This window comes from Chryseobacterium sp. MMO-72 (assembly GCF_037146035.1).
GTDB classification, from domain to species: Bacteria; Bacteroidota; Bacteroidia; order Flavobacteriales; family Weeksellaceae; genus Chryseobacterium; species Chryseobacterium indicum.
The window spans coordinates 66,698-86,805 of record NZ_JBBCWG010000015.1 but is presented as its reverse complement, the minus strand read 5'-3'; the positions used below and the strand labels follow the sequence as shown (position 1 = coordinate 86,805).

Annotated in this window: 22 protein-coding genes; 6 read left to right on the top strand and 16 right to left on the bottom strand. The window is 35.3% G+C overall.

The window, feature by feature from the left end; translation table 11 throughout:
* Positions 1-5 precede the first annotated feature (5 nt).
* Positions 6-782 carry a carboxypeptidase-like regulatory domain-containing protein gene (locus WFH39_RS17895; protein ID WP_336690874.1) on the top strand — a complete coding sequence of 259 codons (777 nt, stop codon included), beginning with the start codon at positions 6-8 and terminating at the stop codon, positions 780-782.
* Between the two features lie 100 nt (positions 783-882).
* Complete coding sequence (locus WFH39_RS17890; RefSeq protein WP_214588401.1) at positions 883-1,617, top strand: SIMPL domain-containing protein; 735 nt, start codon at positions 883-885, stop codon at positions 1,615-1,617.
* A gap of 50 nt (positions 1,618-1,667) precedes the next feature.
* Here WFH39_RS17890 and WFH39_RS17885 read toward each other — a convergent pair whose 3' ends face one another.
* From WFH39_RS17885 to WFH39_RS17865, 5 genes are all read right to left on the bottom strand, one after another.
* On the bottom strand, positions 1,668-2,180 hold the full coding sequence (locus WFH39_RS17885) for a GNAT family N-acetyltransferase (protein ID WP_336690873.1): 513 nt from the start codon (positions 2,178-2,180) through the stop codon (positions 1,668-1,670).
* A gap of 2 nt (positions 2,181-2,182) precedes the next feature.
* A complete protein-coding gene (locus WFH39_RS17880; RefSeq protein ID WP_029297636.1) occupies positions 2,183-2,404 on the bottom strand; it encodes a PspC family transcriptional regulator in 222 nt (73 codons plus the stop codon).
* Positions 2,397-3,671, bottom strand: a complete 1,275-nt coding sequence (locus WFH39_RS17875; protein ID WP_336690872.1) for a DUF2851 family protein — start codon at positions 3,669-3,671, stop codon at positions 2,397-2,399. Before WFH39_RS17875 ends, WFH39_RS17880 begins: the two co-directional genes overlap by 8 nt.
* Before the next feature lie 282 nt (positions 3,672-3,953).
* Positions 3,954-5,102, bottom strand: a complete 1,149-nt coding sequence (bshA, locus tag WFH39_RS17870) for an N-acetyl-alpha-D-glucosaminyl L-malate synthase BshA (protein ID WP_336690871.1) — start codon at positions 5,100-5,102, stop codon at positions 3,954-3,956.
* 44 nt (positions 5,103-5,146) lie between these two features.
* Positions 5,147-6,841 carry a glycoside hydrolase family 3 protein gene (locus tag WFH39_RS17865; protein WP_336690870.1) on the bottom strand — a complete coding sequence of 565 codons (1,695 nt, stop codon included), beginning with the start codon at positions 6,839-6,841 and terminating at the stop codon, positions 5,147-5,149.
* Positions 6,842-6,958: 117 nt separating this feature from the next.
* Between WFH39_RS17865 and WFH39_RS17860 the strand changes: the two genes are divergently transcribed.
* A complete protein-coding gene (locus tag WFH39_RS17860; protein ID WP_336690869.1) occupies positions 6,959-7,489 on the top strand; it encodes a hypothetical protein in 531 nt (176 codons plus the stop codon).
* Between the two features lie 79 nt (positions 7,490-7,568).
* On the opposite strand, the gene ribA is transcribed toward WFH39_RS17860, so the two are convergent.
* The 8 genes from ribA to WFH39_RS17820 all read right to left on the bottom strand — a co-directional run bounded on the left by ribA (position 7,569) and on the right by WFH39_RS17820 (position 14,602).
* Positions 7,569-8,165 carry a GTP cyclohydrolase II gene (gene ribA, locus WFH39_RS17855; protein WP_336690868.1) on the bottom strand — a complete coding sequence of 199 codons (597 nt, stop codon included), beginning with the start codon at positions 8,163-8,165 and terminating at the stop codon, positions 7,569-7,571.
* Positions 8,166-8,183: 18 nt separating this feature from the next.
* Positions 8,184-8,642: a hypothetical protein gene (locus WFH39_RS17850; RefSeq protein ID WP_290266497.1), complete on the bottom strand. Its 459-nt coding sequence runs from the start codon at positions 8,640-8,642 to the stop codon at positions 8,184-8,186.
* Positions 8,639-9,253 (bottom strand): DUF4254 domain-containing protein, encoded by a 615-nt coding sequence (locus WFH39_RS17845; protein WP_214588409.1) that lies wholly within the window; start codon positions 9,251-9,253, stop codon positions 8,639-8,641. Before WFH39_RS17845 ends, WFH39_RS17850 begins: the two co-directional genes overlap by 4 nt.
* A 16-nt stretch (positions 9,254-9,269) precedes the next feature.
* Complete coding sequence (locus WFH39_RS17840) at positions 9,270-9,476, bottom strand: twin-arginine translocase TatA/TatE family subunit (protein ID WP_042721620.1); 207 nt, start codon at positions 9,474-9,476, stop codon at positions 9,270-9,272.
* Between the two features lie 30 nt (positions 9,477-9,506).
* Positions 9,507-11,072 (bottom strand): peptidoglycan DD-metalloendopeptidase family protein, encoded by a 1,566-nt coding sequence (locus WFH39_RS17835; protein WP_235132969.1) that lies wholly within the window; start codon positions 11,070-11,072, stop codon positions 9,507-9,509.
* A complete protein-coding gene (locus tag WFH39_RS17830) occupies positions 11,069-11,908 on the bottom strand; it encodes a DUF4292 domain-containing protein (protein WP_336690867.1) in 840 nt (279 codons plus the stop codon). Before WFH39_RS17830 ends, WFH39_RS17835 begins: the two co-directional genes overlap by 4 nt.
* Before the next feature lie 107 nt (positions 11,909-12,015).
* A complete protein-coding gene (locus WFH39_RS17825) occupies positions 12,016-13,032 on the bottom strand; it encodes a sugar phosphate nucleotidyltransferase (protein WP_076395095.1) in 1,017 nt (338 codons plus the stop codon).
* 145 nt (positions 13,033-13,177) lie between these two features.
* Entirely contained in the window at positions 13,178-14,602 is a 1,425-nt protein-coding gene (locus WFH39_RS17820) for an oligosaccharide flippase family protein (RefSeq protein ID WP_336690866.1), read from the bottom strand.
* A 162-nt stretch (positions 14,603-14,764) separates the two neighbouring features.
* On the opposite strand from WFH39_RS17820, the gene WFH39_RS17815 reads away from it, so the two are divergent.
* Positions 14,765-16,099 carry a dihydroorotase gene (locus tag WFH39_RS17815; RefSeq protein WP_336690865.1) on the top strand — a complete coding sequence of 445 codons (1,335 nt, stop codon included), beginning with the start codon at positions 14,765-14,767 and terminating at the stop codon, positions 16,097-16,099.
* 157 nt (positions 16,100-16,256) lie between these two features.
* Here WFH39_RS17815 and WFH39_RS17810 read toward each other — a convergent pair whose 3' ends face one another.
* Positions 16,257-16,859, bottom strand: coding sequence for an FMN-dependent NADH-azoreductase (locus WFH39_RS17810; protein WP_336690864.1), 603 nt, complete (start codon positions 16,857-16,859; stop codon positions 16,257-16,259).
* A 108-nt stretch (positions 16,860-16,967) separates the two neighbouring features.
* Here WFH39_RS17810 and WFH39_RS17805 point away from each other — a divergent pair, with 108 nt between their 5' ends.
* Positions 16,968-17,348, top strand: coding sequence for a winged helix-turn-helix transcriptional regulator (locus WFH39_RS17805; RefSeq protein ID WP_214588416.1), 381 nt, complete (start codon positions 16,968-16,970; stop codon positions 17,346-17,348).
* Positions 17,349-17,406: 58 nt separating this feature from the next.
* On the opposite strand, the gene WFH39_RS17800 is transcribed toward WFH39_RS17805, so the two are convergent.
* Together WFH39_RS17800 and WFH39_RS17795 are read right to left on the bottom strand one after the other, a co-directional pair.
* Positions 17,407-18,087, bottom strand: coding sequence for a response regulator transcription factor (locus WFH39_RS17800; RefSeq protein ID WP_336690863.1), 681 nt, complete (start codon positions 18,085-18,087; stop codon positions 17,407-17,409).
* 15 nt (positions 18,088-18,102) lie between these two features.
* The gene (locus WFH39_RS17795; RefSeq protein ID WP_336690862.1) at positions 18,103-19,350 is read right to left on the bottom strand and encodes a sensor histidine kinase; all 1,248 of its coding nucleotides are present in this window, start codon (positions 19,348-19,350) and stop codon (positions 18,103-18,105) included.
* Between the two features lie 161 nt (positions 19,351-19,511).
* On the opposite strand from WFH39_RS17795, the gene WFH39_RS17790 reads away from it, so the two are divergent.
* Positions 19,512-19,922: a DUF1573 domain-containing protein gene (locus WFH39_RS17790; RefSeq protein WP_336690861.1), complete on the top strand. Its 411-nt coding sequence runs from the start codon at positions 19,512-19,514 to the stop codon at positions 19,920-19,922.
* The last annotated feature ends 186 nt before the right edge of the window (positions 19,923-20,108 follow it).

Genomic DNA, 20,108 nt, shown 5'->3' with positions numbered 1-20,108 from the left:
ATCTTATGAATATCAGGTTAATTATTATTCTGCTTTTTCTGTTTGTGAATGTCTTTTCACAACAGAAAATTTCGGGTAGGATTACGGATGAAGATGGCATCAATTTACCCTCCGTTACGGTAATGAATGTTTCTGCGGACAAAAAAACGTATACTGCCAATGACGGAACTTTTTCTATTGAGATTGCTTCTCAGGATGATGAAATTCGTTTTGTAAGAAACGGTTTCGAAAGATCTTCCATAAAAGCAATGTATGGTTTAAACAAAGAGCTGAATATTAAGCTTACGAGAATTGCAGAACAAATTGAAGAAGTAAAAGTGGCTAAAATTACCGGAGATCTTGATAAAGATTCAAAGGCTGTTGCAAAAACCGATCAAGGACAAATAGTGGAAGATGCGGTCGGATTACCGCAGCCTGTCGGAAAAATGCGCGAAAAACCAGCAGAAGTAAAGCAGGTTTTAATTCCGATTCTTTTAGGAAGCCTGAATGTTCAGGGATTGTATGATCTTATCAGTGGCGACGCAAGAAGAATGAAGCGTCAATACAGGTATGATGATCTTCAGGAAGACATTGCGTGGATAAGAAACAGGGTAGAAGACGAATATTTTACAAAAGAAGGCATTCCTGCCGAAAGAATTTCAGAATTTATAGAATTTGCATTTGTGAATAAACCGCAAACGCGAACTTTTGTAAGAGCCAGAAATTTAACCGGAGCTTTATCCAGAATGGACGATGCAATACCTGTTTTTGTCAACAGAATCAAAGAGAGTAAAAATCATTAATAAATGTTAAGGAAATCTTAAAATTTGGAATAAGAATTGATGCAATAGTTTCAGTAAACAGGCATTAAAATTATTGTAACAAACAAATTCACAAATTTTTATGAATAAAAACATTCTTTCGATTGCTATTGCAGCATTGGGTTTCGTTATTGGTCTCGGACTTTTAGGAAACGCCATTAAGAACAGAAACAAATCTGAAAATACCATTTCTGTAACGGGTTTGGGAACCAAGCAATTTACTTCTGATCTTATTACGTGGTCGGGAAGTTTTTCTAAGAATAATTTTGACCTGAAATCGGCTTATGATGAACTGGCTTTAGACCGAAAAACCATCAACGATTATTTATTATCAAAAGGAGTAAAGCAAAATGAGATTGTTTTTTCTTCTGTTGATATCCAGAAACAGTTCAAAAATTATACAGATAATAACGGGAATAACGTTCAGAATGAATTTACCGGATACAACCTTACGCAGACTGTATCGATTGAAAGTAAAGAAGTTGCGAAAATCGAAAATCTTTCGAGAAATATTACGGAAATTATCAACAGAGGAATAGAATTTACATCGTCTTCGCCAAATTATTTTTATACCAAATTAGCAACGGTGAAACAGGAAATGATTGCCTCTGCCACAAAAGATGCTAAAGAACGTGCAGAAAAAATTGCTGAAAATTCAGGAAGCAGCCTGGGAAATCTGAAAAAAGCAACCATGGGCGTTATCCAGATTACGGCTCCGAATTCCAATGAAGATTATTCTTATGGAGGAACCTTTAATACCGCTTCAAAAGATAAGGAAGCAAGTATTACCATAAAGTTGGAATATCAGGTAAATTAGTTTTTAACTGAAAAAAAATCCGAAGCATTTGAAACTTCGGATTTTATATTTTAATGATAAACGATATCGTAGATTTCGTCTTTTACTTCCTTTAGATTTTCGGGCTGATAATTAGCAAGAAGCCATAGATTTAAAGGATTTTTTCCTTCGCCGTAACTTGGCTGAACGTACATTTCATCAATCAGGTTGAACCCGTTTTTCTGATAAAAAGAATAGCGTCTTTTGGTATCTTCTGTTAAATGTCCGTGTTCTATTTCCAGAACAATTCTGGGATAATTTTCAAAAAGATAGTTGGTGATATGCGATCCCAGTTTCTGACTTCTGAATTCTTCAAACACTTCAAAATGTTCCACAAAAGCAAAATTGCTGAGTTCCCAGATGATGAGGTAGCCTATATTTTTAGCTTCGTGAAGCACAGAAATTATTTTCACTTTAGGGTGTGAGAACAGCGGAGACAATTTGTCCCAGTCTCTTCTTTCATCTTCCGGAAACGTTTTGCAGTATGCCTCAAAAATCTTTTTAACCCTGTAATCTTCTGTAGAAGTTATCTGTAAAAATTCCATATCTATAAATCAAAAACATTGGGTCTTCTGGTGATAAAAATATCCTTTACCCAAAGTGTGAATGCCAGTCCCAGATAAATTAAAAAGAAAAATCCTGCCGTTGCAAAAGTAGAGTAGATGAAAAATACTCTCAGTTTAGAAACAGGAATTCCGAGTTTTGCGCCCGTTCTTGTAAGAACGCCAAACCATTCTCTTTCCATTTTATGGCGGATATTGTCAAGCATTTGAAGATTCTTTTAAAATTTTAAATCCAATACCGCAATTTAAGCAATTTTTTTCTTCACAGGAATTTTTAAAATGATAAATCAGGCTTTGCGATTCCAGTGCCGTTTTACACTTCAAGCCCAGCTTTTTCCAATCCGTAATAACTGAATTTTTTTCGGACGGAAGGTTTTTGTAAAAAAGTAGAATTTCGTCTGCAATTTCTTCGTTGTGATATTGATGATAGGTATATTTTAAAGGCAAAATGGTGTTTAAAATAATTACTTTTATAAAATCCTGCGAAACAACTTTGGGTTGATTTACTGATGATATTTTTCCGAAATTATAATGATTGTTCCAGTATTCCGAAGCTTTTACATTTTTAAAAATTTCGAAAAGCTCCCCTGTATTTTTAGCATGAATTATTTTTGAAAATAAATTCTGATGTGTGAAATAGAGATTCGCCAACTGCGACAAACGGAGCGTAGGAAAATTGGGAGGTCGTAATCTCAGAAATTTAGGATGAAATTTAAGATTGGAAATGTTGAATTTAGCCTTAATAAAATCAAATTCCCGTTTCCAGATTTTCATCGTTTCATCCTCAGGATTTTCCAGCCAGCCGGAAACACCGAAAAATAAAGCTTCCAGTTGAATTTCATTTTGCCGGATCTTGTTAATGATGGTGAAATCTATGCTTTCCGCAATTTGCCTGAAAATAAATGCATTCACTTTTAATCCGAAAGAATAAGCTAAAGAATGAAATAAAACGGCTTCGAAATTATTTTTAAACTGAGCTAAGTTCATCTCAAATTCTAAAGATTTCTCAGCCAGCTTTTTCAGAACATTTTCTTCATGAAAATGAACAGGAATTTTGCCGGGATCAAGAATATTTTCGCAGGGAATAAACTGCGTTCCGCCGATCAGTTTTTCATATTTCCACAGGATATTTTCGTCGATATGATCTTTTAATTCTATGGTAGGAATGTTTCTGTTTTTCAGTTCCTCAACCTCGCAATCGTTCTGAAAAACAGCATGAAGAATTATATTCTGATAGTTGGGATCGTGTGAATGGTTGTGAAAGATCCAGTCGGAAGATTTTACATGAAGTTCGATGTTTCCTGCAAAAGTAATTTCATTGATCTTTACCTTTGCCGCCAAAAAATCCGGACCGGAATCTGTATTCCATTTCCCGAAGTCTGAAATTTCAACGGGATTGCCTTCAAGATCTTTGAAGTCGAAATGCTTGAACACTTTATAGTTCCAGAGATATTGCAGTAGTTTTTCGGTCATGAGTGTTTACTGCAAATATAGAACAAAAATAATTTTAATGATATTAAGTATTTAAAAATCAGATAAATAATAAAAATTATTTTACAATTAATTCAAAACTTATAAATTCTTTCATGGAAAATAATTGTTTGCATGAAAAATATTAATCTTCAAAAACTGGCTGCACAAAAAAGGCTGCATCCTGATGAATGCAGCCGCTGTTTTTTTATGGTATAAACCTCACAGGTTTTTAAAAACCTGTGAGGTTTTGTAATTCCAATTCCAAATTTTTTCAATATAAAACTATGCTTTGGTAAGTTCACTTTTGAAATTTTCGATGGTGGTTCTGTACATTTCTTCGTAGATCGGAAGAATATTTTTAAGGTCGAATTTTTTCGCCTGTTCTTTTGCATTGACTTTCATCTTCGCCAGAAGCTCATCGTTGCTCAGCAGTTTAATCGTGTAATTGCTCATCGCTTCCACATTTCCGATCTCTGCAAGAAAACCTGTTTCTCCCTGAATGTTTACCTCCGGAATTCCTCCCGCATTCGAGCTGATGACTGGAGTATTGGCTGCCATTGCTTCCAGTGCGGCAAGACCGAAACTTTCCTGTTCGGAAGGTAGTAAAAAGACGTCCGAAAGTTGTAAAATTCTGTAAAGATCATTTACTTTACCCAAAAGACGGATTTTTGAAATCAGATCCGGATTTTCTTCCAGAAACTGGTTTACTTTCTCCATATCGGGACCTTCTCCGATGATGATAAGCTTGGATTTTACCTTTTTCTGAACGTTCTTGAAAATCTGCAATACTTCTTCCACACGTTTTACAGGACGCAGGTTAGATACGTGGATCAGGATTTTTTCGTCCGGATTGGCAAACTGTGTTCTCTGGCATTCGTTGCATTCGTCAAATTCAGAATTATCAATAAAATTCGTAATCACCTGAATTTCTTTTTTAATCTTAAAGAACTGGAGCGTATCTCTTTTCAGACTTTCCGACACCGAAGTGATCGCATCCGACTGGTTGATGGAGAATTCTACAGCGTGTTTGTAACTTGGATGCTGCCCGACCAATGTAATGTCTGTCCCGTGAAGCGTTGTTACCAAGGGAATATCATTATCATCTTCCTTCAGCATCTGTTTGGCTGTAAACGCAGCGTAAGCGTAAGGAATCGCGTAGTGTGCATGAAGCAGATCCAGTTTGTAGAGATTCACCACACGGTAAATCATCGAGCTCAGCGCAATATCATACGGCTGATACTGGAAAAGCGGATAAGTCTGAACATTTACCCTGTGGAAGAAAATATTCGGATTGGTAATATCTAATCTCGCAGGTAATGCACTGCTGATGAAGTGGACTTCATAGCCTTTGTTGGCAAGCGACATTCCGAGTTCTGTTGCTACAATTCCGCTTCCTCCGTAGGTGGGATAGCAAAGTATGCCTATTTTCATTTATTTTTGGGGTTTTGATGTTGTAAATTTTAGAATTCACACCTTTATTTTACAATTGCTGGAATAAGATCAATTCCCATCCCTGCCTTCAAAGTATCATTTACCAAAACAGGAAGCCTGCCTTGGATTTTTGTTTTTCCGTTGAATGCATCGGCTGTTGCGTTCATCGAGTCTTCATTGTTTTCATACGAAACCAGAACGGTTGAAACCTTTGAAATATCAATATCTTTCAAGGCGTATGCACTTCCGAAAACGTTAAGAATCACATTTTGATTTTTCGTAAGATCGGATAACACTTTTTTTGAAGAGTCTGAAATTTTATACGGTTTGTAAGCCGTGGAATTATCTTTATGGAAACCGACAATTACTGTAGAATTTGCAGGAATCGTAGCAATTTCATCAGCTTTTTTAATCGTAATATTTGAACCTAATCGATTGACAAATGTCTGATAAGGAGCTTCTTCCAACGGAACGTAATATATTTGTTTTCCGTTTAATGGGAGCAGTTTTTTTTCATCCTTCAGTAAAGTGATCGCATTTGAATAGAGATTCTGAACTAAAGTTTTGTGAGAGTCGTTATTTAAATCTGAATTGATGTTTTCGGGATTTTTAGGAGTATATTTTTCAAGTCCTAAAAAGTATTTGGTTAAAAGAATCTTTTTCACACTTTCTTCCACTCTGGACTGTGAAATTTCGCCGCTTTCAATAGCTTTCTGAATTAGTTTTTTTCCTTCTGCAACTCCCTGTGAAAACAACATAATATCGTTTCCGGCTTTAAAAGCCATTGCATCGAGTTCTCCGGGTTTGTATCTGTTCGCAACAGCGCCCATATTAAGAGCATCGGTAATAATTAACCCTTTGTATCCAAGCTTATTTTTCAACAGTCCGGTGATGATGTTTTTAGAAACGGAAGCAGGAATTCCTTTGGTGGTTTCCAATGCAGGAACATATAAATGAGCCACCATAACACCGCCGATTCCCTGATTGATAAGTGCTTTATAAGGTGCTAATTCAACAGCGTTAAGTCGGTCTAAATTGTGAGAAATTAAAGGAAGATCAGCATGAGAATCGGTGCTTGTATCTCCATGTCCCGGAAAATGCTTAATTGCTGCTAAAATATTGTTATTCTGAAGTCCGTTTGCGTAAGCTGATGCAGAATTCACCACGTTGTTTACTTCCGATCCGAAACTCCTGTTTCCGATAATAGGGTTGTTGGGATTAGTATTTACATCCACAACCGGCGCAAAATCCCAGTTGATGCCCATCCGGTGACAGTCTTCCGCAATTTTAGCCGACATTTTTTCAATTAAACTTTTATCCTGAATAGCTCCCAAAGTCATTGCCCACGGAAATTTGTGTGCGGCCGCAATTCTCTGGTACAGTCCCCATTCCGCATCCATTCCGATCATTAGAGGAACTTTAGATTTCTGCTGAAATTCATTTACCAAAGTGATTTCTCTTGCCGCATCGTCTTGCATCAGAATTAATCCTCCGATCTTATCATTGGTGACAATACTCCTTACTTTTTCAATTTCATTTTCACCTCTGTTGGTGTAAAGTGCCACAATGAAAAGCTGTCCGAGTTTTTCGTCCTGAGAAAGGTTCTTATAGGTTTTGTCAACCCATTGGTTTGCCTTTTTCAGATCGTCTTTTGAAATGTTTTTAGGCTGATATTGAGCTGATATTTTTGAGCTTGAGAATATGAAAATGAAAAGTGAACTGTAAATAAGTTTCTTCATAATTTTTGAATAAGAACAAAAATACAATTAAAAAAATCATGAAAACAATGTTTTTGTAATTTTTGGTATATGATTTGAATACGGATTATAAATAATAAACAACTAAACTTTTATAAAATGAAAAAAATTCTTCCAATCTTAATAATGGCTTTTGTAAGCTTATTTATATTCAGCTGCGATAATAGTAATGATACTGTTACTCAGGATAATGATACGTATTCTAAGATGCGTGATGTTACCGGCAGTTTTACTTCCGCAAACAGTTATGCCTTCACACAGGGTATCAATATACAAAGCACAGATGTAGTTTTAGTTTACAGAAATTTAGGTGCTGCATGGCAGTTAATCCCTAAAATGGAATATATTCCTAATTCAACGGGAATGCCTAACAACAGAGAGTTTCAGTACAATTTTGTTTTTGACAGTCAAAATGTACAAATCAGAATTGATGATGAGAACTTCAATCTTGCAACAGGTTTAACCACTGCGGAAGCCAATCAGTATTTAAACAATCAAAAATTCAGAATTGTTTTAGTTCCTGCAAGCGGTTCAAAAAATTCAGGTGTTAATTATGAAGACTATAACAGTGTAGTTAAATATTATAATCTTGATGACTCTAAAGTAATCAACACCGTGGTTACAAAATAAGAATATATCTTTTCAGTTTTTTATAATTACAAAAAAGCTCCGGAAGAAATTCCGGAGCTTTGCTTTTTTTATAATTATTTTACTTGTCATTATCATCAAGAAGATGACCGAAATAATCTTTTTTTGTCTGCAAATATCTTTTACTGATCTCGTTTGCAGGAATCTGCAAAGGAACCCTTGAGTTGAGACGGATATTACTTTCTGTTACATATTTTACCTTTTCAGGATTATTGGTGAGCAGATTTATATCTTTTACCCCTAATAAATTCAGAATTTCAATAGCCACACCAAAGTTTCTGTCGTCTGCAGGAAGCCCAAGCTTTAAATTCGCTTCTACGGTATCAAAACCTTTTTCCTGTAAAGAGTATGCTTTTAATTTATTGATGATCCCGATATTTCTACCTTCCTGTCGAAGATAAATAATAATTCCTCCATTTTCATGGATGTATTTCATGGCAGCATCTAATTGCTGACCACATTCACATTTTTTGGAATGGAAAACTTCTCCGGTGATGCATTCTGAGTGAAAACGAACGTTTACAGATTTGGAAAAATCCGTATTTTCCGCAACAATTGCCATATGAGGCATCCAGTCGTTTTCGTTTTCAGAGAGCGCGATCATTCGGAACGTTCCGTATTCCGTTGGAACGTTGGATTCCGCCTGAATTTTAATCATTAATTCCCAATTAGTTTTTTAATTTCTTTTTACAGAATCTTCTATTGCAGAAATGTTGGTTTTTAATCTTACCAAATATCTGTTGAGAACTTCGTTATCGTCCTCTTTAAGATTTTGTCTGAGCTTCTGAATTTTTTTATAGGATTTTTCAAAGTCTTTTATCGCTCTGTTCTTTCCCTGAAGATTTCCGGCGTCTATTGCATACAGATAATTCTGAAGACTGTATTTCAACGTAGTAATCTCTGTATTTAAAGCGGTAATCTTAAACTGTGGAAAAGTAGCAATAAGATTGGATATTTCGGAAGCATTTACATTATCACGAACATTAATTTCGATGCTGTTTTTGTCTCCTTTATCGGAATCTGAACCTTTTGTTTCGCTATAAAAACTGTTAGACAACGGAGAAAAATTCTGTTTTTCCGTTGCACAGGAAGACGTTATAATTAGTAATACTCCAAAAAAAATTAGTCGTTTCATTTTTGCTGCCCCTTTTGATAAAGGATTGGGTTAAGACTTTCATCATTGTACATTTTCATCTGTTTGTACACTTTCATCTTAACATTTCCGTTCTCGATATCAGCAAGCAACTGATTGATGGAAGTAGAAAGATCTTCATGCTGCGTAAGAAGAACATCCAGTTTAGCCTTGCAGGCAGCTCTGTGCTCTTCAGAAGCCGATTCTCTGTATGCTTCCTGCGACATATGATAAACCTTTAATGCCAGAATCGATAATCTGTCTACCGCCCAGGCGATTGTTTCAGTATTAATTTTTGCATCAGGTTTAGGAGTAATATTTTCAAACTTTTTAAGAAACCAGCTGTCTATAAATTCTACCAGATCAGTTCTTTTCTGATTGGAAGCGTCAATAGTTCTTTTTAATTGAAGAGCTTCAGCGGGATCTATATTTTCATCTCTAATTATATCTTCCAAATGCCATTGAACGGTGTCAATCCAGTTTTTAGCATACAAAATCCGTTCCAAAGTATCCTTTTCGAACGGGTTGTTAATTAGAGTGTTAACGTCATCAGACACGTGATAGTCTTCAATAGCCTGATTGAAGACTTTCCATGCAGTCTCAGTAAAATTCATTGAATGTAAAGAATTTTTAGTTGCTCGAAGAGTTGTTGTTTGTTGTTTTGTTTTCAGAACCGGGTTTGTCCTCTTCTTTTACAGCATCTTTAAATTCTTTGATACCAGAACCTACACCTCTCATCAATTCAGGAATTTTTTTACCTCCGAAAAGAAGAAGCAGGATGATCGCTACGATCAAAATATGTTGCCAAGATAATGACAGTATTGTTAATGTATTCATTTCTAAAATTTTTACAAAGTTAGTCTTTTTTTAATAAGAAACCCAACCTAATGGATCCACCGGAGTACTTCCGTTCCATACCTGAAAATCAAGGGTATAAGTTCCGTCAAAATCCTGTCCTACAACGCCCACCGGTGTTCCTGCGGAAACCTGTTGTCCTTTGGAAACACTTACAGCGGAAAGGTTGGAATAGATGGTAAAATAATTTCCGTGTCTTAACATTACGGTTTTTGTTCCGTCGCTGTTTGCCAATACCGAAGATACGGTTCCCGGAAATACAGATTTTGCTCTGGTTCCGGATGGTACGGAAATTTTAATTCCGTTATTTTCTTCATCAATATTTTTAAATACAGGATGCGGATGTCTTCCGAAACGGTGGGTAATCTGTCCGACTCTGTCAGCCGGATATCCCAATCGTCCTTTACTGTCTGCGAAATTGCTTCCTGCTACAGTTGTAACACCATAACTTGTCATAGCCTTGCTTTCCGCAGCTTTTTTATCATCTTCTTTTTTCTTTGCTAAAGCGGCTTCCGCAGCTCTTGCGGCAGTTAATTTGTCGGATGCTTCTTTCGCCTTCGCTGCGGCCTCATCAGATGCTTTTTTTGCAGCTATTTTTCTGGCTTCATCTCTTGCTGTAGCTTCAGAACGGGCTGCTTCTTCATTACGTTTTCTCTCTTCTTCCGCTCTTTTTTCGGCTAATTCTCTTGCTTTTCTTGCTTCAACTTCTGCTGCTAGTCTTTCTTTCTCCAGCGCTTCTGCTCTTGCTTTTGCTTCTGCTTCGATTCTTGCTTTTTCTCTTTCCGCAGCTATTTTTGCCAAACGGATTTTCTCAGCTTCAGCTTTTTTTCTTGCCTCCTCCTCAGCCTTGGCAATTCGGATTTCTTCGGCGATAATGCTTCTGATCTGTCCTTCCAGAGCTTTAGACTGAGTCTGCTTTTGTCTTAGTTCAGCAGTAAGTTTAGATTCATTTTTCTTGAATTCTGCAACCAGCTGTTCTTTTTGCGCCCTTTCTGCATTAATCGTTGTTAAATCTTTTTGCTGACTAACCAATAAATTGGCTTTTTCTTTTACAGAATTTTGTCTTCTGGCAATCGTCTGCTTTATTTTTTCTGCGGCATTTGTAATTTCAGCCGCTTTTTTATCCTGATAATCAGAGTATTGTTTTAAATACTGTACTCTTCGGATTGCTTCTCCCAGATTTTTAGCCGAAAGGATGAACGTAACCTTGTTCTGCACTCCTTTATTTTTGTAGGCATTTACCAAAACTTTAGCATAGTTGTCTCTTAAGACTTTTAGCTCTTTATTCTGGCGGTTAATTTCCAACTGACGAAGATAGATATCGTCTTCAATAAATCTTTTTTCCTTTTGGGTATTGGTATAAACTTTTTCTCTTAAAGCCAGTTTTTTGTTCACATTATCAAGATAAGCGACAGAAAGCTTAGATTCTGTTCTTGTCTTTGCCAGATCTGTATTTATTTGTGCAATTTGTTTTTTAAGTTCGGCATTTTGCTTCTGCAGCTGCTCTTTTTTCAGATTCTGCCCATGGTGGAATCCGAACAGTAACATACCTATTAAAAAGCTAAATTTTTTAATCATTGAATCTCGATTTTCTTATAACTAGATGGTACAGAATAAGGTGTTTCCATCCTCGAAAAGTCAAATTTCGTATTTTCTATTAAAATCTGGCTGTTTTTACTTCCTTTTATAATTATTTTAACATTTTTTGGCAACTTTACATTATTCGGCTGAAGCTCCCAATCACTATATACGATCTGCATGGCATCATTGGATTTAGCATCCCTTAAATTTACCGTGGTAAGATCAAAATCGTCCGAATATTGCATCATAATTTTATACTCCCTTTCAATATTTTCTGTAGAAATTTTGAGATTGGAAATGGATTCTAACAAGTAGCCGTCGTTGTTCTTTACAATTTTGGCATTTCTGTCGCTTAAAGTGAAAAATGTTCTCCCTTCTAAAAGTTTTTCAAGATTTTTATAATCAATAAAGTTAACGTTAAGGAGATTATTTAAATACTCAAAATCCGAATCGATGTAATTTTTGTTGTATTTGTCCATCGCCTTAATTCCTTCCGGAGTAATTAAAGCTCTTGCCGCATTAAAAAACAGGAAGTCTATTCTGGACCAGATTTTTTTATCGGTTTCAATATAAATAATGGCATCCAGCGGACTTACTTTAATATTGTCTGCGGTTATTTTACTGGTTATTTTAAGATAATCAAACTGCGGGTGAAGATATATTTTCTGGTAGAAATCCATCCTGTCTCCGACGTGATTTTCCTTCTTATCCGGATCCTGTACATCATTTACAGCAAGACTGTCAATATTCTGATTTTGCTGCATGGCTGTTTTTCTGGATTTACAGTTGAAAAGAAATAATGTTAAAATAAGTAATGGAAGCCACTTTTTCATGCCGGAAAATTTGATAAATTGTTGCAATATTAACGCCAAACCACACAAAACATTTTGTGTGGCTTGAAGATAATTTATTTATGGTAATATTTTATATTTTCAAAAAATTATTTAGACAAAAAATCCAGAACCGAATAGTCTCCTAAAGAAATTTCCCTTGCAACACCGAAATACTGTGCAGAATTACCAATCATGGAATTAGAAAGGTTTCCGTGGTTAATTCTTGTATTTTCCTGAATCAGAGAATTTTCTATATTTGAATTAACGATGATGGTGTTGTTTCCCAAAGAAACTCCGGGACCCACTTTTGAGTTTGAAATTTTTACATTTTCCCCGATAAAGCAAGGCTGAATAATTAAAGAGTTTTCGATTTGAGCAGAAGCCGGAAAATGGGACATCGCATCTCTTTCGTATTCCAGAATTTTACTGTTGGTTTCTACGGTTGCATTTTTGTTTCCGCAATCCATCCAGTCGTTTACTTTTCCAAGCGTGAATTTTGCGCCTTTTGTTCTCAGGTTTTCCAATGCTGTGGTTAGCTGATATTCACCTCCGTTTTTAATATCATTGTCCATGATATAATTAATTTCATCCATCAGTTTTTCGGCACTGTTGAAATAATAAATACCGATAATGGCAAGATCCGAAACGAAAGTCTGAGGTTTTTCCACAAAATCTGTAATGAACCCGTAGTTGTCTAATTTCACTACTCCGAAAGCAGAAGGATCTTCTACACTTTTTACCCAGATTACTCCATCTGAATTTTTATCTAAAACAAAATCTGCACGGAATAAAGTATCTGCGAAAGCAATTACTACATCTCCTGTCATGGACTGTTCTGCACATTTAATGGCATGAGCTGTTCCAAGCGGATCATTCTGATAGTAAATACTTCCTTTTGCTCCCAGTTTTTCGGCAATCTGAATAAGAGATTTTTCAATCTCCGGACCAAAATCTCCGATGATAAAAGCTACCTCTTCAATGGTTTCTCCCGCAACTTTAGCAATATCTTCCACCAATCTCTGTACGATCGGTTTTCCTGCGATCGGAATAAGAGGTTTTGGTACAGTCAGTGTATGTGGACGTAATCTGGAACCGCGTCCAGCCATAGGAACAATGATTTTCATAAATGATATAAATATGTTTTTTTTGTTATTTCTAATTTTTTATAAAGATAGCAATAAAACCTTTGAGTGTGGTATTGTTGCCAATAGTTTCAATGTTTTTGTATGATGTTATGCAGAAACCATTATAAGCAAATCCGGAACCCGTTTATCTTTTGATTTTTGATAATAGCATTTCTTTTTCGGAATAGATTAAAATGCTGGTAAAAATGATAAATAAGGCATTACTCATTAAAATATTATAATTGAAATATTTAACGATAATAAAGCTGAAAAAGCCTAATAATATAAGGAAGAATGACATTTTTTTCATTCTGTAAGGGATAGGATAATATTTTTGACCAAGTAAATAAGAGACGATCATCATAATAGCATAAGCTCCGAAAGTTGCCCATGCAGAACCAAGCATACTGTGATAATATTTAAGTGCCAAAAGATTCAGGGTTATATTTATTCCTGCTCCCAGCCATGAAATAATGGTTCCTACACTGGTTTTATCCGTTACTTTATACCAGGTTGAAAAATTGTAGTAAATTCCGAAACAAAGATTTGCAACCACGATAATAGGAATAATATCTATCGCAATCCAGTAAGATTTGTTAGGGATAAATACGCTTTTCAGCCAGGAAATATTGGCGATGATTCCTAAAGCAACCACACAGGCAAAAAATGCAAAATATTCGGCTACTTTAGCATAGGTTTTTTTAGCGTCACCTTTATCCATTTGTTTAAAAAAGAAAGGCTCGATTCCCATTCTGTAAGCGGTTACAAATAATGTCATTAATACAGCTAATTTGTAGCATCCTCCATAAGCTCCTGCTTCTTCATCAGAAATAAGACCTCTTTGAACAGATTTATCAAAATTTTCATTCACCATAAAAGCAAGACCGGCCAGCATCAACGGAAATGAATATTTAATCATTCGGCTAAATAAAGAAGTCACAAACTGAAATCTTACCTTTAATATAATAGGAAAAAGTAATAAAAATCCTAAGGCACTTCCTGCTAAATTACTGAAAAAAGGAAAGTCTACATTTTGATCCAATCCAAAGTTTTTAGATACACTTTCTGGGATCCAGAAGAATAATGCCGCTGTGAAAATTGCCTGAAATACAGATTGTACAATTCTTACCGCAGAGTATTTTATCGGTTTATTATGGAAACGCAGCCATGCAAAAGGAATCACCAAAAGATTGTCGAAAAAAGCAATCAGCGCAAACCACCGTATGTATTCCGGATTGTTGTGATAACCTGCATAATCTGCAATCGGCTGATTGAATAAATAACATAAAGCTAAAAAAAGGCTGGAAGTTGAAAATAAAAACCAGAATGAGGTGTTAAATGTTTTTTTCTCATTATCTTCTTCCGCAGAAAATCGGAAATAGGCAGTTTCAAAACCAAAAGAAAGTATAATGTTAACAAAAGAAATCCATGCATAAAGCTGGGTGAAAATTGCAAAACCTTCGTTGGGAATTTTGTAGATTAAAAGTGGATTTAGGATGAATAGGATAATTCTTGGCGCTATTGCTCCAATTCCATAGATAATTGTCTGTCCTAATAATTTCTTATACAAAGTGTGAAATTTTTATGCAAATGTAAATATTTAGAAATTGATTTTTTATCAGCCGCATTAAAATTCATTCATAAACCTTAATTTTGAAGAACTTTGTCAAAGTTTTAAACTTTGACAAAGTGGGCAGCTTAGCTCCATCTCTAATTTGTAAAAAAAGTAAAAATGAAAACCTTAATCAAAAATGTAAAAATCGTTAACGAAGGAAAGATCGTTGAAGGTGATATTTTAATGGATAACGATTTAATTTCTAAAATAGATTCACAAATTTCCGAAGAAGCAGACCAGATTATTGATGGGGAAGGAAAATATCTTTTACCGGGAGTCATTGATGATCAGGTGCATTTTCGTGAACCGGGATTAACGCATAAAGGCGATATTGAAACAGAATCCAGAGCAGCCATTGCAGGAGGAACAACCAGTTTTATCGAACAGCCCAACACAGTTCCGAATGCGGTAACACAGGAGTTGTTGGCTGATAAATATGAAATTGCCTCTCAGAAATCTTACGCCAATTACGGTTTCATGATGGGCGGAACCAATGATAATCTGGAAGAAGTTTTAAAAACCAATCCAAGAAATGTTCCCGGAATTAAATTGTTTTTAGGTTCCTCCACCGGAAATATGCTGGTTGATAATCCTGAAACGCTGGAAAAAATCTTCAGCAATACCAAAATGCTGATTGCCGTTCATTGTGAAGACGAAGCGATAATTAAAGCAAATACTCAGAAATATATGGATGAATATGGAGAAGATATTCCTGTGAAATTTCATCATTTAATCAGAAGTGAGGAAGCCTGTTATAAATCTTCATCCAAAGCAATTGAATTGGCAAAGAAAACAGGAGCCAGACTTCACGTTTTTCACTTATCAACTGCGAAGGAAGCAGAACTTTTCAGAAATGATATTCCTTTAAAAGATAAAAAAATCACAGCGGAAGTTTGTGTTCATCACCTGACTTTCACAAACGAAGATTACGAAACAAAAGGCGGATTGATCAAATGGAATCCTGCCGTAAAAACCCAAAAAGACAAAGACGGACTTTGGGAAGCATTACTGGATGACAGAATTGATGTGATTGCAACGGATCATGCGCCTCACACTTGGGAAGAAAAACAGAATGTGTATACAAAATGTCCTTCCGGAGCACCTTTGGTACAGCATTCTTTGGTCGTAATGTTAGAAAATTACAAAAACGGAAAAATTTCTTTAGAGAGAATTGTTGAGAAAATGGCTCATAACCCTGCCATTTTATTCAGAATTGAAAAAAGAGGTTTCATAAGAGAAGGGTATAAAGCAGATCTTGTTTTGGTTGATTTAAACGAAAACTGGACGGTGGAAAAAGACAATATTCTTTACAAATGCGGCTGGAGCCCGTTGGAAGGGATGAATTTCCATTCTAAAGTCACCCACACTTTTGTCAACGGAAATCTCGTGTACGAAAACGGAAAAATCAATGAACAGAAATTCGGGGAGCGTTTGCTTTTTGAAGTTGAGTGATAAATATAAAATAGAACGATATCGATAGGAGCGGACTTTAGTCCGCTTTTTCCATTTTAAAACGGAAAATGGCTTTAGCCGAAACTTGATAACAAAAAAAATCCTTGTTAAAGCTCAAAACCTCAACAAGGATCAAGTTACTAACAGTCGTTAAAAATTAGTCAATACGAATACCCTCAATCGCTTTTTCCAAAGAAGTTTCCATAATTCCAGGAATAGATAAGCCTTCAGCGCGTACTACACTCACGTCCGAAACTCCGTAAAAACTAAAAATATTCTTCACATAAGGAACATTAGAGTCAAAGATCTGGTATGGACCTTCAGAATAAATATTTCCGGAAGTAAATGCAATGTACAGTTTTTTGTTTTGCAGTAAACCCTGAGGTCCATTTTCACTGTATTTAAAAGTATATCCTGCCCGCGAAGTGAAATCAAAATAAGCTCTTAAAGTTGCCGGAACAGAAAGATTGTACATAGGGGAATCAACAACAATGATGTCCGCTTCCTGTAACTCCGCAATCAGTCCTTCTGAATATCTGCTCATTTCAGATTGCTCTTCAGAATAGTTTTCTGCCGGAGAAAAAAATGTATTAATGTGTTTTTCTTCCAGAAACGGAACATGGTCTTTAGCAAGATCACGTTCTTTTATAACAGCATCTGTGTATTTTGCCTTAATTTTTTCTACAACGGCATTTCCCAGTTTTCTGCTTGCCGACAGTTCAGCTCTCGGACTTGAGATGATATGAAGTATATTTTTCATTATTAAAATGTTAAAATTTCTTTAGCAAAATTATGTACATTTGCTTATCAAAAGTTAGCAGTATACAAAAGGTTAGCGGTAACTTTTGGGTTAGTTACCATCTGTTTTATGGAAAATACACTCGAATTTGAAGGTCCAGCTACAGCGCAGGCCTGCTCGGAAAATCTTTCCGCCGTTGAAGATGCAATCTATGTAATCGGTGGAAAATGGAAACTGAAAATCATTATTGTCTTGCAGGATAAAGGGAATATAAGATTCAACGATCTGCAGAGAAATATCCCCGGAATTTCGGCAAGGGTTCTTTCAAACGAATTAAAAGATCTCGAACTGAATGGTTTCGTAAAAAGAGTAGTGCATGCAGAGCAGACTCCGGTTATCGTAGAATATATCTCAACAGATTACAGCAGAACACTGAAACCCGTTATTATTGCGCTTTCGCAGTGGGGAAAGACGCATAAACGAAAAATTAAAGAAGATTTTAAATTTTAAATAAAATGTTTGTTTTAAATTAAAATTTGCGCCTTTACGATTAACCAGAAATAAAAAATCATTTCTCTGAAAAACGAAAACCAATCCCATGAAGATTCTCAATGGAAATATTTTCTTCACCAGAAAAAACTTTTCGCAGTCTTGATATAAAAACATCAAGGCTTCTTCCCATAAAATAATCATCATCGCCCCAGACTGCTTTCAGAATATCCTGTCGTTTGAGAACAGTATTTTTATTACGGATAAAAAATAACAACAGTTCAGATTCTCTCTGAGTAAGTGTTACTTTGCTGTCAGAGTTTTGTAAAGTGTAATTGTTCGGATCAAAATCATATTTTCCGACTCTGTATTTTAAAGGTGCAGATTCTTTTTTCTTAGATCTTCTCAGGAAGACTTCAATTTTAAGAATAAGCTCTTCAATGCTGAAAGGTTTTACCAGATAATCATCCGCTCCGATTTTCAGTCCTTTAATGCGGTCTTCTTTCAATGCTTTGGCAGAAATGAAAATAATGGGAATTTCAGCATCTTTTTTCCTGATGTGCTGTGCAACCTCAAAACCATTCATTTCCGGCATCATGATATCTAAAAGACAGATATCGAAACATTCTCTGTTAAAAGCATCCAAAGCCGATTTCCCGTCAGAATAGCAGGAAATATCGTAATGATTTTCCAGACTGTCCTGAATGAGGAAAGCGATGGTTTTGTCGTCTTCGGCGTAGAGAATTTTAGATTTTTCCATGATTACACATATTCTTTACAATGGCAGAAACAGAGTGGTGGTAATTCCTTTATCATTGTTGTTTTCAACAGAAATCTTCCAGTTATGCTGCTGAACCACTTTTTTTACGTAAAAAAGTCCCAGTCCGAAACCATTTACCTCATCGCTTTTTGAAGTGTTTACCCTGTAAAATTTATCAAAAATATGAGGAAGATTTTTCGCAGGAATCCCGATTCCGTTGTCTTTAAACTTTAAATATAAACCTTTTGTGTCATTTAAGGAAGAAATAATGATTTTAGGCTGGGTTTCGCAGTATTTTATAGAATTATCCAGAATATTGTAAATGATATTGCTGAAATGAAATTCATCAGCTATAACGGAAGTACCTTCATCAATAGATAATTCAATCGAAATGTTTTCATTTTTCTGCTTTACAGTTTCTGCAATGTCCTGAATAAAAGGTTTTAAAATGATCCTCTGCGGTTTCAGAGACAATCCTGAAGCATCATTTTTGGCAATATTCAGAATTTTTTCAATATGATTATTCAGTTTATGGCTCTGATCCGTAATGATGGATGTGTAGGTTTGTAATTTGGGATTTTCTTTGATCTGTTCCTGCTTGGTTAAAGCTTCTGAAGCCAGCAATATCGACGAAAGAGGAGTTTTGAATTCATGCGTCATATTATTGATGAAATCCCTTTGCAGCTCCGAGAATTTTTTCTGCTGAATAATCGTATAAATGGAATATACATACACCAGAAGAATGATGATAAGGGCAAAAGTAAGAACATACCAGAAGCGTAAAGAGCTGATAAGATAGGTGGTTTTATCCGGAAAACGGATGGAAAAATAATACACCAGATTTTTATGCTTCGGAAATTTAATCACTTTTTCATTCGGGCTTTCCTGATGTTGGGATACGAATTTTCCGTAAATCATCTGGTCGCTGTGGCAGTTGTATAACGCGTAAACATAGTCTGTATTAATTTGAAAACGTGTAAATTCAGTTTTCAGGTAATGTTCAAGCAGTTCAGGATGGAATTCATTATTGATATTCACCACATAATAATCATTGGAAATGTTCTGAACGGGGCTTTCGGTAAAGGAAGTTTTTCCGCCGGAAAGCTTTTCAACCACTTCCAGTAAAGCAATGTTTACAGTCTGATTGAATTTCTTATCTTCAAGATTATAAGCCTGTCTTGTCCACAAAAGCTGTGCTATCAGAATTCCGATAATAGCAACAAAACCAAGCGTTATAATAATATTGAGTTTCTTTATTTCCATTTACAGGAACAATAATATCCAAAAATATCTATTAATTTCTGATCGTTAACAACTTATTAACAAATGTTTGAGACCGCTTAACAGGATTAATACAAATATTCATCTTACATTTGTGAAAACAAAAATAAATCGGTTTTTTTTAATTATTAAAATTTATACTCATGAAAAATTTAAAAATTTCAGCATTATTAGCTGTTTTGGCATTTTCACCGTTTTTTGCAAATACACTTCCAGCTGATAATAATCCGGTTGTAAGAATTCTTGCAGATGTTACATGGAAATCAGAATCTATTGATGTTGGAAATATTCCTCAGGGAAAACCAAAAACCATCAGATTCGAATTTACAAATACTTCAAAGAAGCCTATCATTATCGAAAATGTAGCACCTTCTTGCGGATGTACAACAGCGGATTATACAAAAACGCCTATTCTTCCTGGTAAAAAAGGATTTGTAGAAGCAAGCTACAACGCTGCAGCAGCGGGTCCGTTCATGAAAACGGTAAATGTTACCACAAGTGACAGCAAAACTCCAAAGACTCTTTCTTTTAAAGGTACAGTTGTTGCTTCATAATCTGAATAAATTTAATCTTGTTCAATATAAAAACAGCCCGACAGAAATTGTCGGGCTGTTTTTGATTTAAATTGAATTATTTTAAAACTTTTATTTCAGAATTTTTTTAATAAACTTTAAACTAATTTCAGAATTAACCACAAAAGGTACTGTGTTAATATGCAAATTATTTTTTAAATTTGTTTA